Annotated in this window: 9 protein-coding genes and 1 pseudogene; 6 read left to right on the plus strand and 4 right to left on the minus strand. The window is 72.3% G+C overall.

The window, feature by feature from the left end; translation table 11 throughout:
* The first annotated feature begins 54 nt into the window (after window positions 1–54).
* Window positions 55–1,347 (plus strand): acetyl-CoA C-acetyltransferase, encoded by a 1,293-nt coding sequence (locus tag EV376_RS06050; protein ID WP_130321152.1) that lies wholly within the window; start codon window positions 55–57, stop codon window positions 1,345–1,347.
* A 104-nt stretch (window positions 1,348–1,451) separates the two neighbouring features.
* Here the strand turns inward: EV376_RS06050 and EV376_RS06055 are convergent, their stop codons facing one another.
* Window positions 1,452–3,770, minus strand: a complete 2,319-nt coding sequence (locus EV376_RS06055) for a right-handed parallel beta-helix repeat-containing protein (RefSeq protein ID WP_130321153.1) — start codon at window positions 3,768–3,770, stop codon at window positions 1,452–1,454.
* A gap of 116 nt (window positions 3,771–3,886) precedes the next feature.
* On the minus strand, window positions 3,887–4,630 hold the full coding sequence (locus EV376_RS06060; protein WP_130321154.1) for an SDR family oxidoreductase: 744 nt from the start codon (window positions 4,628–4,630) through the stop codon (window positions 3,887–3,889).
* 134 nt (window positions 4,631–4,764) lie between these two features.
* On the opposite strand from EV376_RS06060, the gene EV376_RS06065 reads away from it, so the two are divergent.
* Together EV376_RS06065 and purB are read left to right on the plus strand one after the other, a co-directional pair.
* Complete coding sequence (locus EV376_RS06065) at window positions 4,765–5,355, plus strand: hypothetical protein (RefSeq protein WP_130321155.1); 591 nt, start codon at window positions 4,765–4,767, stop codon at window positions 5,353–5,355.
* Between the two features lie 174 nt (window positions 5,356–5,529).
* Window positions 5,530–6,954, plus strand: a complete 1,425-nt coding sequence (gene purB, locus EV376_RS06070; protein WP_130321156.1) for an adenylosuccinate lyase — start codon at window positions 5,530–5,532, stop codon at window positions 6,952–6,954.
* 105 nt (window positions 6,955–7,059) lie between these two features.
* On the opposite strand, the gene EV376_RS06075 is transcribed toward purB, so the two are convergent.
* Window positions 7,060–7,626, minus strand: coding sequence for a YbjQ family protein (locus tag EV376_RS06075; RefSeq protein WP_130321157.1), 567 nt, complete (start codon window positions 7,624–7,626; stop codon window positions 7,060–7,062).
* Between the two features lie 24 nt (window positions 7,627–7,650).
* A complete protein-coding gene (locus EV376_RS06080; RefSeq protein ID WP_130321158.1) occupies window positions 7,651–8,337 on the minus strand; it encodes a DUF1986 domain-containing protein in 687 nt (228 codons plus the stop codon).
* Window positions 8,338–8,731: 394 nt separating this feature from the next.
* Here EV376_RS06080 and purS point away from each other — a divergent pair, with 394 nt between their 5' ends.
* From purS to purL, 3 genes and pseudogenes are all read left to right on the plus strand, one after another.
* Entirely contained in the window at window positions 8,732–8,992 is a 261-nt protein-coding gene (gene purS / locus EV376_RS06085; RefSeq protein WP_130321159.1) for a phosphoribosylformylglycinamidine synthase subunit PurS, read from the plus strand.
* The gene (gene purQ / locus EV376_RS06090) at window positions 8,989–9,669 is read left to right on the plus strand and encodes a phosphoribosylformylglycinamidine synthase subunit PurQ (protein ID WP_130321160.1); all 681 of its coding nucleotides are present in this window, start codon (window positions 8,989–8,991) and stop codon (window positions 9,667–9,669) included. The genes purS and purQ overlap by 4 nt, the downstream gene beginning before the upstream one ends.
* 67 nt (window positions 9,670–9,736) lie before the next feature.
* A pseudogene (purL, locus tag EV376_RS06095) lies at window positions 9,737–12,149 on the plus strand (phosphoribosylformylglycinamidine synthase subunit PurL); the annotation flags it as partial.
* Window positions 12,150–12,355 lie beyond the last annotated feature (206 nt).

A 12,355-nucleotide genomic window follows, 5' to 3' on the forward strand; every position in this document is an offset into this window, starting at 1 on the left:
GGCGTAGCCTACTGACGAGTAGGTTCAGGGCAAGCCTTTCGAGGAGGCGGGATCGTGCAGACCATCCGGCGGGTAGCGGTCATCGGCGGCAACCGCATACCCTTCGCCCGCTCCAACTCGCGCTACGCCGAGGCGTCCAACGCCGACATGCTCGGCGCGGCACTCGACGGGCTGGTCGCCCGCTACGGGCTGGCCGGCCAGCGGGTCGGCGAGGTGGTCGCCGGTGCGGTGCTGAAGCACTCGCGGGACTTCAACCTGACCCGCGAGGTGGTGCTCGGCTCGAAGCTCGACCCGCACACCCCCGCGTACGACATCCAGCAGGCGTGCGGCACCGGCCTGGAGGCGACCATCCTGGTCGCCAACAAGATCGCCCTCGGCCAGATCGACGTCGGTGTCGCCGGCGGCGTCGACACCACCTCCGACGCGCCGCTCGCCGTCAACGAGGAGATGCGCCGCACGCTGATCAAGCTGAACAGCGCCCGTACCCTCGGCGAGCGGCTGCGGATCGCGGCGCGGCTGCGCCCGACGCAGCCGTTCCGGCCGGACATCCCGCGCAACGCCGAACCGCGCACCGGGCTGTCCATGGGCGAGCACGCCGCCCGCACCGCCGTCCGGTGGCAGATCGACCGGCGGTCGCAGGACGAACTGGCGCTGCGGTCCCACCAGCGACTGGCCGCCGCCTACGAGCGCGGCTTCTTCGACGACCTGATGACGCCGTACCTCGGGCTGACCCGGGACCAGAACCTCCGGCCGGACACGACCCTGGAGAGGCTCGGCAGCCTGAAGCCGGTCTTCGGTGCGAAGGGACCGGACGCCGACCAGGCCACCATGACGGCCGGCAACTCCTCGCCGCTGACCGACGGCGCCTCCACTGTGCTGCTCGCCAGCGAGGAGTGGGCACGCGAGCACAGCCTGCCGGTGCAGGCCTGGTTCACCTGGTCGGAGGCCGCCGCGGTGGACTTCGTGCACGGCGACGAGGGGCTGCTCATGGCCCCCGCCTACGCGGTGCCCCGGATGTTGGCCCGCGCCGGCCTGACCCTCCAGGACTTCGACTTCTACGAGATCCACGAGGCGTTCGCCTCGCAGGTGCTGGCCACGCTCGCCGCCTGGGAGTCGCCGGAGTTCTGCAAGGACCGGCTCGGGCTGGACGCCCCGCTCGGCGCGATCGACCGGGACCGGCTCAACGTCAACGGCTCCTCGCTGGCCGCCGGCCACCCCTTCGCGGCCACCGGCGGGCGGATCGTGGCGACGCTGGCCAAGCTGCTCGACGAGAAGGGCAGCGGGCGGGGCCTCATCTCGATCTGTGCCGCCGGTGGCCAGGGCGTGACGGCCATCCTGGAGCGCTGACGAGTGGGTCGGCGCCCGCCGTCGTCGACGGCGGGCGCCGGGCTGGTCCAGCCCTCGGCGCAGCTGGCTGGTCTCGTCCTCGGCGCAGCTCGCTGGTCCAGCCCTCAGCGGAGCGTGAAGCGCTCGGTGGGGCCGATCGAGGTGCGGCTGGCGGTCAGCGGGGTGGTGGTGCTGGTGCCCACCGTGACGTACCGGTTGTTGACGGCGGCCTTGAGGCTGACCGTGCCGTCCGCGTTGCGGACCAGCGTGAACATCGCCATCGGGCCGACCGCGCCGGTGCTGTTGACCAGCGGCAGCGCCCCGTTGTTCGGGGCCCAGACGAAGCGGTTGTTGGCGTGCGCGAACAGGGCGACCTTCCCACTGCCGAGGTCGACGACGTCGAACCGCTGGTTCTTGCCGAGGGTCGTGCCGCTGGCGGTCAGCGGCTTCGCCGCGGCGGTGTCGGCGGTCACGTACTGCTTGCGGACCGCCGGTCGCAGGCTCTTGCCGGCATCGGCGAGGTTCACCCGGTGGAACTTCTCGGTCAGCCCGACCTGGCCCGCCTCCGGGACCAACGGCCCGCCGGAGCCGTACGTGCTCACGTACCGGCCGGTGGACGCCTTCAGGCTGAAGCTGCCGTCGGAGTAGCGGGTCATGGCGAACGTCTCGTTGGGACCGACGGCCGCGGCGCTGGCCGTCGCCACGTAACCGTTGTCGTACTCCAGGGTCACGTAGCCGCCAGTGGCGTGCGAGAGCAGGGCCACCTGGTCGGTGCCCACGTCCACCAGGTCGAACGCCTGCGCGGCGGTCAGGGTCGGGTGGTCGGCGTGCAGGGCGGCGCCGGGCTTCGACGGACGGCCGATGCCGACGTACCGGTGGTGGGCCGGTGACAGGAGACCGATGGTGGCGGCGCGCGGCAGGAAGCTGACCTGGTACGCCCTGCCGCCCGTCATGGTGTCCACCAGGGTGGCCCAGATGCTCACGGTGCGCGTCCCGTGCGTGGTGTACCGGTGCCGGGCCACCGGACCGGCCTGGGTCACGACGGTGCCGTCACCGAAGTCGAACCGGTAGGACGCGACCTGGGTGAAGCCGGGCCTGGTGGTCGAGGCGTCCACGGTGACCCACCCGGTGCCGGGCTCGTGGGTGAAGGTGGCGAGGACGGTCGGCGCGATGAGGTGTTCGTAGACGCCACGGTCCGCCCACCGGAGCGGCCCGGCCCCGGTGTCCGGGACGGACGGATCGTCGCCGCGGCCCCGGTCGCGGAGATCCGTGGCAGGGAAGCCGGGCGCGGCCGAGTTGGCGGAGTCGACCCGGGCCGACGTCGCCGTCTCGATGAGGTCGTGGGCGGCCTGCCCCGAGGCGGCCCGGAAGGCGGCCAGGGCCATCGGCTGATTCCAGGCGTAGCCCAGTTGCTGGCTGCGGGTGTTGTTGTAGTCGACCACGGTCTGCCCGACCGCGCCGCCGTACACACCGATCTCGACGGTGCCCGGGGTCGAGGTGGCACACGTGCCGTCGGCGTTCTTGCTGCGTACGACGTTGTTCTGGACGGAGACCCGCACCGAGGCCCCGTCCACCCGGATCCCGTCACCGCACCGCAGCCACACGTCGTTGTTCGTGACCGCTGTGCCGGTGGCGCCACGGCTCTGGACGCCGTCACCGGCGCCGTTGCGGATCTCGTTGTTGACGATCAGCGTGTCCGCCGCGCCCGGCCGTACCGCGATCGCAGCCTCCCCGAAACCGGTCACCTGGTTGCCGCGGATCGTCGTGGCCGAACCGGCCACGTCGATACCGACGCCGGGCCCGACGCGGTCGTCGTTGTAGAACTGCCCCGAGGCGATGGCGACGCCGCTGCTCTCCGCGTCGACCACCACTCCGGCGGCCAGGTGGGTGCCGAGGCCGTGGACGCCGCGCAGCGTCGAATCACGGACCCCGCTCAGGCGGAACGCCGGTTCCGTCGAGGGAGGCTGCCCGGGCGGGAAGGTCGCGTGGATCCGGACGCCGTCCAGGGTGATCCCCGTCGCGTCGCTCAGCTCTACGCCGGGCTCCCGCAGGTCACCCCGAACGTTGAAGTCCTTGATCGTAATGTGGCTCTGCCCGTTGACGACGAAGCCGGCGGTCGGCCCGTCCAGCGTGAAACGGGCGTCCGGTGGAATCGCCACGATGGTGATCGGGCGTTCGGCCGTGCCGGAGCGCGGGACCGTCACCCGCTCGGCGTACCCGGTGCTGCGGACCTGGACGGTCTGGCCGGGCCCGACGCGGGTGACCGCGGCCCCGATCGTGCAGAAGGGCTCGTCGACCGTGCCGGTCCCGGAGTCGGAGCAGTTCTGGAAGAGCCGGTCGACGTAGAGGGTGGTGTCGTCGGCGTGGGCAGGGGTCGCGGGCGTCAGCAGGGTGGCGCTGATCATCGCGACCGCCGCGAGCCCGACGAGGCGGAATCTGCGCATGCGTGTCTCTCAACCGAGGAGGAAGGGGGCGGCCGGACCGGCCGGAGGCTCTGATCATGACGCATCGGCCGCGTTCTGTCCGCCCCGAAACGCAGCGGCGACGGTTTCCGCGGCCGTCAGGCCGTGGAGCCGCCGTCCACCGCGATCGACGCGCCGGTGATGTGCCGGCCACCCTCGCCCACCAGGTGGCTGACGGTCGCCGCCACGTCGGCCGGTGTCGCGTACCGGCCGAGGGCGATGTGCGACCGCTGGGCGGCGGCGCCCGCGCTGTCCGACGGGTTCATGTCGGTGTCGGTCGACCCGGGCAGGATCAGGTTGACGGTGATGCCGCGCGGGCCGAGTTCCCGGGCGAGTGCCCGGGTCAGCCCGTTCACGGCGCTCTTCGTCATGGCGTACGCGCTCACCCCGGGGGCCGGGACCCGGCTGGCGAAGCTGCTGCCGATGTTGACGATCCGCCCGCCGTCCCGCATGTGCCGGACCGCTGCCTGGGTCACCAGGTAGACGCCGCGGACGTTGACCGCGACGGCCCGGTCGAGGAGATCGAGGCCGACCTCCTCGATCCGCCCACCGGCGAACACGCCGGCGTTGTTGACGAGGATGTCCAGCCGCCCGAGCTCGGCGACGGTCCGCTCGACCGCGTCGGCCGCGGCGGTCGCGTCGGCGCTGTCCGCACGGATCGACAGGCCGGTGCGGCCGTACGACTCGATCTCGGCCACCACCGACTTCGCCCTGTCCTCCGCCGCACGGTAGGTGAACGCGACGTGGGCGCCGTCCTCGGCCAGCCGCCGCGCGACGGCGGCGCCGATACCGCGGCTCCCGCCGGTCACCAGGGCAACCTTCCCGGTAAGTCTGGACGTCATCGTCCGATCCTGACAGTCGACTCAGGATGGAGATCATCGGGGGTCGACTTCCGGCCCGGTGTTGCCGGCCGTCCCTACCGTGGGTCCCAGTCCGCCGGACGGCACTGGCGGCGGCACCCGTGAGGGGAGTGGTCATGTCAGGTCAATTCCGGCTCCGCACCACCGTCGTCGCCCTGTCCACCGTGCTGGCGGTCGCCGGCTGCGGCTCCGGTGGCACGACGTCCACGGAGGCCACCGCCGCGACCGAGGTCACCGGGGCGCCCGGCGACGCGACGGGGGCCACCGCCCCGCCCACGACGACGGCCGGCGACCCCGGCGGCGGATCGACCGGCACGGGGACGACCGGCGGTGGATCGACCGGTGGCGGCACCGGCAACAGCGGTGGGAAGTCCGGCACGAGCGCCGGCCCGTCGATCGCCTACTTCCGGGTCGCCCAGAAGCCGTCCTGCCCGGCCGGCACCACCGCCAACCCGATCGCGGGCACGCCGGTCGTCCTGGAGTGGAAGGCCGGCAACGTCGACTCCGTCGCGCTCTCGATCGACGGCCCCGGCAGCTACGCCGACAACTACCCGCCCACCGGCAGCGAGACGCTGAACTTCCCCTGCTCCGGCTCGGCGGGGGACGTCCAGCAGCACACGTACCTGCTGACCGTCCGCAACGCTCACGGCAAGCAGACCAGGACCCTCGTGGTGAGCGCGACCGTGCACGACATTCCGGAGGTCTGACGCCCCCGGCCCGCAGGGCTGTGGCCGGAAGATCCACCACCGGAATGCGAAGTGGTCGAGCACCGCGTTCAACGCGGTCGCGACCGTCTGTGGCCGCGGCCCGGGCAGCGTGCGGGCCGGGCGGCGGGTCAGCCCGCGTACCGGGGGCGCCGCGTGGTGTCCGAGAATGGCGTGGTGACGACGATCCCGAACGTGCTCGCCAACCGGTACGCCTCGCCGGAACTGGTCGCCCTCTGGTCACCGGAGGAGAAGGTCCGGATGGAGCGGCGGCTCTGGCTGGCCGTACTCAAGGCCCAGCGGGACCTCGGCGTGACCGTGCCGGACGGGGTGGTCGAGGCGTACGAGCGGGTGCTCGACCAGGTCGACCTGGCCTCGATCGCGGAGCGGGAGCGGGTCACCCGGCACGACGTGAAGGCGCGGATCGAGGAGTTCAGCGCGCTGGCCGGGCACGAGCACGTGCACAAGGGGATGACCTCCCGGGACCTCACCGAGAACGTCGAGCAGCTCCAGGTGCGGGCGTCGCTGGAGCTGATCCGGGACCGGGTGGTCGCCACCCTGGCCCGGCTGGCCCGGCTCGCCGTCGAGCACTCCGACCTCGTCCTGACCGGGCGTTCGCACAACGTCGCGGCGCAGGCCACCACGCTGGGCAAGCGCTTCGCGTCGGCGGCCGAGGAGCTGCTGATCGCGTACGAGCGGCTGGACGACCTGATCGGTCGATACCCGCTGCGGGGGATCAAGGGCCCGGTGGGCACCGCCGCGGACCAGCTCGACCTCTTCGACGGTGACGCCGACCGGGTGGCCGAGCTGGAGCGGCGGGTCGCGGAGCACCTCGGGTTCCGCCGGGTGCTGGACAGCGTGGGGCAGGTGTACCCGCGTTCCCTCGATTTCGACGCGCTCTCGGCGCTGGCGCAGGTGGCGGCCGGGCCGTCCTCGCTGGCCACCACGATCCGCCTGATGGTGGGCCAGGAGCTGGCGACCGAGGGCTTCAAGCCGGGCCAGGTCGGCTCCAGCGCGATGCCGCACAAGATGAACACGCGCTCGTCGGAGCGGGTGAACGGCTTCGCCGTGATCATCCGGGGCTACCTGTCGATGGTCGGCGAGCTGGCCGGCGACCAGTGGAACGAGGGTGACGTCTCCTGCTCGGTGGTCCGCCGGGTGGCCCTGCCGGACGCCTTCTTCGCCGCCGACGGCCTGTTCCAGACGTTCCTCACCGTGCTGGACGAGTTCGGGGCGTACCCGGCGGTGATCAACCGGGAGCTGGAGCGGTTCCTGCCGTTCCTCGCCACCACCAAGATCCTGGTCGCGGCGGTGCGGCGCGGCGTCGGTCGCGAGGTCGCCCACGAGGTGATCAAGGAGCACGCGGTCGCCGTCGCCCTGGCCATGCGCGAGAAGGGCGCGCCGGAGAACGACCTCTTCGACCGCCTGGCGGCGGACGGCCGCCTCAACCTCTCCCGCGCCGACATCGACACCCTGGTCGCCGACCGGACGGCCTTCGTCGGCGCCGCCCCCGCCCAGGTGGCGGCCGTGGCCGCCCGGGTCGCCGAGGTGGTCGCCGCCCACCCGAATGCCGCCCCCTACACCCCACCCCCCATCCTCTGACCGACCCCACCCGGGAAGACCGGGTTGATCAAGAAGTTCTGGTCCAGATCAGAGATCAAGCAGACCGAAAAGCTCTTGATCAACACGGGTGGTGGCGGGGGCCGGTCAGGGTTCGCGGGTGGGGGTTTCGGCGGCGGTGCGCAGGTTGGGGGCGCTCGCCGGTTCGGCGATGCCGCTCGGGCCTTCGGCGATCTCGGGCTCGTGGGCGGTCTCGGCCGCGACCAGGGGCTGGTCGGGGGGCATGACGTCCGGAGCCTTGGGTACGACGATCACCGCCGTGCCGTACGCGCAGATCTCCATCCACATCTCGCCGCAGTCGCGGCTGTCGAAGCGCATGCCGATCACCGCGTTCGCGCCCAGGCGGCGGGCCTCCTCGCCGAGCCGGGCGACCGAGTCGGTGCGCCAGCGGGTGAGGTTGTCCGGCGCCATCGGGTCGTACGCGCCGCCGCGCAGGTTCTTCACGCCCTCGCGGTACGGGTTCCGCGTCCTGGCCATCGAGGAGACCACCTCGCCGAGGATCTGGCGGATCTCGTAGCCGGGAAGTTGATCCGTCGTCACGACCAGCACGGTTCCGATGCTGTCAGCCGATCGTGGGGCCCAACGCGAGCCTTGTTCACCTGGTCGGATGCTGAAAAACCGTGCGGCGCGGACGTCCGGCGTTCCGCCGACCATCCGCGCCGCCCGGGGCGCTAACCGTCAGACACCGGCCACCGAGGTGATCCAGGCCCGGTTGTACGCCACACTGCCGTAGTTCTGGATGGTCGTGCCGTTCGCGGTCGAGGCCACCCCGACCTGGCGGCCGTTGTAGAACTCCGGGCCGCCCGAGTCACCGCGCCACGCGTTCCCGTTGATCCGGGTGCTCCGGATGGCCTGCCCGCCGTACGCGTCGGTGGCGCTGTTGCTGGTCACCTGGACGTTCGCGGTCTTGAGCTGGCTGGAGGCGGAGCAGCCGCTGTAGCAGGTCATGCCCCAGCCGTAGATCTGGTTCGTCGAACCGATCGGCGGGTTGCTGCTGGCCAGCGTCACGTAGCTGGTGCTCACCGAGCTGGAGAGGCGCATCAGGGCGAGGTCGTACCGGCTGTAGGTGGCGCTCACGGTGCGGGTGACCCCGCCGGAGGAGCGGTAGACGCTGCCGACCCGGACGGACATCGTTCCGCCGAGGCAGTGCCGGGCGGTGAGCACCCACTGCGGGGCGATGATCGTGCCGGAGCAGGTGAACGAGCCGTTGCTGAACACCGCGGCGGCCCACGGGGCGGACGAGACGGTGTTGCCGCCGATGATGTAGGGCGTGACGGGGGTCGGGCTGGCGAGGGCGCCGGAGCTGGCGCCGAGTACGCCGGCCACCGCTGTGGCGAGGACCGCGACCAGGGATCGGATGCGCATGGGGGCTCCTTCGGGGGATGGGCCCGGGTTCACCGGGTCGGCTTGCCGGCCGGCGGGCGGGGGTGGCCCACCGACCGGTACTCCTATCGATGTCTGACGATGTACCGTAGGGCCCCGCGATGCCGTTCACAAGTGTTTCGATCGAAAAGAATCCATCTCAGGAAGGTCGTACCGCCCCGTGGCGGCAGAATCGGTGGACGGGGTCGGAGGGCAACGGAACGGCATCGGGAACGCAACGAACCCGCATCGGTCCGCGGCCCCCGCGCTACCTGACGACGATCACTGCCTGAACCGCGTGCGGCCGATGCGTTCGCCGGGGCATCTGCCAGGTAGGCTGGCTGCGCTCGCCCGTAGTGGGTCGGCACCCAACTGCGTACACAGTCAGGAGTGCCCAGTGCCTCGCGTCGTCGTCGACGTCATGCTCAAGCCCGAGATCCTCGATCCGCAGGGCCAGGCCGTCGCAAACGCGCTGCCCCGGCTCGGCGTCAGCGACGTCGCCTCGGTCCGGATCGGCCGGCGGATCGAGATCGAGTTCGCCGGTGAACCGGACCTGGACCGCGCTCGGGAGATCGCCGACAAGCTGCTCGCCAACCCGGTCATCGAGGACTTCACCGTCCGGGTCGAGGCCGACGAGACCGTGGACGCCCGGTCGTGACCGCCCGGGTCGGTGTGGTCACGTTCCCCGGTTCGCTCGACGACGGGGACGCCGCGCGGGCCGTCCGGATCGCCGGTGCCGAGCCGGTGCGGCTCTGGCACGGTGACCCGCAGCTGTACGGCGTGGACGCGGTCGTCCTGCCCGGCGGCTTCTCGTACGGCGACTACCTGCGCTGCGGCGCCATCGCCCGGTTCGCCCCGGTGATGGAGACGATCGTGGACGCGGCCGGCGGCGGGCTGCCCGTGCTCGGCATCTGCAACGGCTTCCAGATCCTCTGCGAGGCCCACCTGCTGCCCGGCGCGCTGACCCGCAACCAGCACCTGCACTTCCGCAACCGCGACCAGGTCCTCCGCATCGAGTCGGCCGGCACCGCGTGGACCAACGCGTTCCAGCCCGGCCAGGAGGTGCTGATCCCGGTCAAGAACGGCGAGGGCTGCTACGTCGCCGACGCCGCCACGCTGGACCAGCTCGAGGCCGAGGGCCGGATCGTCGCCCGCTACGTCGGCAACCCGAACGGGTCGCAGCGCGACATCGCCGCCATCACCAACACCGCCGGCAACGTGGTCGGCATCATGCCGCACCCCGAGCACGCGGTGGAGGAGCTGACCGGGCCCTCCCTGGACGGCCTCGGCTTCTTCACCTCCGTGCTCAAGCACCTGGTGGGGTCCCCGGCGTGACCGTACGCGGCAACATCGGTCGGCTCACCCGCCCGACGGGCGGTCCTGTGCTCAGCGAGGAGAGGTCATGACCACCCAGGACCCCGCTCCGGCCGCCCCGGCGGCGCCCGCCCGGGACGCCGTCCTCACGGACTGGGCCGACGGCGTGGACACCGTGCCCCGCGCCGGCGGCACCCCGGGTGAACTCCAGCCGTACGCGGAGCTGGGCCTCCGGGAGGACGAGTACGAGCGGATCCGGCAGATCCTCGGCCGGCGCCCCACCCAGGCCGAGCTCGCCATGTACTCGATCATGTGGAGCGAGCACTGCTCGTACAAGTCGAGCAAGGTGCACCTGCGCCAGTTCGGGGAGAAGGCCCCGCCGAGCGACCGGCTGCTGGCCGGCATCGGCGAGAACGCCGGCGTCGTCCGCGTCTCCGACGAGCTGGCCGTGACCTTCAAGGTCGAGTCGCACAACCACCCGAGCTTCGTCGAGCCGTACCAGGGTGCGGCGACCGGCGTCGGCGGGATCGTCCGGGACATCCTCGCCATGGGCGCCCGCCCGGTCGCGGTGATGGATCCGCTGCGCTTCGGCGCGGCCGACCACCCGGACACCGCCCGGGTGCTGCCGGGCATCGTCGCCGGCGTCGGCGGCTACGGCAACTGCCTCGGCCTGCCGAACATCGGCGGTGAGGTCGTCTTCGACCCCTGCTACCAGGGCAACCCGCTGGTCAACGCGCTCTGCCTCGGCGTGTTGCCGGTCCACCGGCTGCAGAACAAGGCGGCCGCCGGCCCCGGCAACATCGTGGTGCTGATGGGCGCCAAGACCGGGCGGGACGGCATCGGCGGCGTGTCGGTGCTGGCCAGCGCCACCTTCGACGAGGGCAGCGAGCAGCGCCGCCCGTCGGTGCAGGTGGGCGACCCGTTCACCGAGAAGCTCCTGATCGAGGCGTGCCTGGAGCTGTACGACGGCCAGCTGGTCGTCGGCATCCAGGACCTCGGCGGTGCGGGCCTGACCTGCGCGCTCACCGAGACCGCCGCGGCGGCCGGCACCGGCATGCGGGTCTGGCTGGAGCGGGTACCGCTACGCGAGCCCTCGATGGAGCCGCACGAGATCCTGGCCAGCGAGTCCCAGGAGCGGATGCTGCTGATCGTCGAGCCGGAGAAGCTGGAGGCGGTGCTCAAGACCGCCGAGAAGTGGGGCGTGCTGGCCACCGCGATCGGTGAGGTCACCCCGCCGGCGCCGGACGGCCAGCCGGGCCGCCTGGTCGTCACCTGGCGGGACCACCTGGTGGTCGACGTGCCGCCCGGCTCGCTGGTCGACGACGGGCCGGTGTACGCCCGCCCGATGCGCGAGCCGGCCGACCTGATCCTGCTCCAGGCCGACCGCGCGGAGACGCTGCCCCGGCCGAACGACCCGGAGGCGCTGCGGGAGACCGTCCTGCGGATGATCGCCTCGCCGAACCTGGCCGACAAGACCTGGGTCACCGAGCAGTACGACCGGTACGTGCTGGGCAACACCGTGCTCGCCCAGCCGGAGGACTCCGGCGTGATCCGCATCGACGAGCGCACCGGCCTCGGCGTCGCGCTCTCGGTGGACGGCAACGGCCGGTACGCCCGCCTCGACCCGTACAACGGCACGAAGCTCGCGCTGGCCGAGGCCTACCGGAACGTGGCCGTGACCGGTGCGAAGCCGATCGCCGTCACCAACTGCCTCAACTTCGGCTCGCCCGAGGACCCGGGCGTCATGTGGCAGTTCGCCGAGGCTGTCCGCGGTCTCGCCGACGGCTGCGCCGAGCTGGGCATCCCGGTGACCGGCGGCAACGTCAGCTTCTACAACCAGACCGGGGCGGCGGCCATCCACCCGACGCCGGTGGTGGGCGTGCTCGGCGTGCTGGACAACGTGGCCGACCGGGTGTCGATGGGCTTCGTCCCGCGCGGCGGCGACCACGACCAGATTTACCTGCTCGGCGAGACGCACGTGGAGCTGTCCGGCTCCGAGTGGGCGTGGGTGACCCACGAGCACCTCGGCGGCGTACCCCCGCAGGTCGACCTCGCCCGCGAGCGGGCGATCGCCGACCTGATGGCGGAGGCCGCCCGGGCCGGTCATGTCAGCTCCGCGCACGACCTCTCCGACGGCGGCCTCGCCCAGGCCCTGGTCGAATCCTGCCTGCGGCGAGGCGTCGGTGCCCGGGTCGCCGTGCCCGAGCGGTTCGCCGGTGGCTCCATGCCGTTCGTCTTCCTCTTCAGCGAGTCCGCCGGCCGGGTGCTGGTGTCGGTGCCGCGCGGGCACGAGAAGGCGTTCACCGGCCTGGCCGCGGAGCGCGGGGTGCCGTACGAGCTGATCGGTGTCACCGACACCGCCGGCGGTGCGCTGGAGGTGCACGGCCAGTTCCGCATCGGCCTGGACGAGCTGCACACCGCGCACAACGCCACCCTGCCGCGCCTCTTCGGCGGAGCGGACCTGCTGGAGGTGGACGCACCGGCGGCCGGCGTCGCCGGTGCGGTCGAGGCGGTGCCGCTGCCCTCGGACACCGACGCCGAGCCGGTGGACCCGGCGGAGGTGGTGAGCGAGCCGATCGCCTCGCCCGGTCCCGACCCGGTGACCGGCGCGCCCGAGCCGGTGTCCGATGGCGCCGAGCCCGGTGCGGGCGCCGCTGGGCGAGCGGCCACGACCACCGCCGAGGAGCCGTCGAGCGAGGACGGCGCG

It is taken from the genome of Micromonospora sp. CNZ295, from assembly GCF_004217535.1.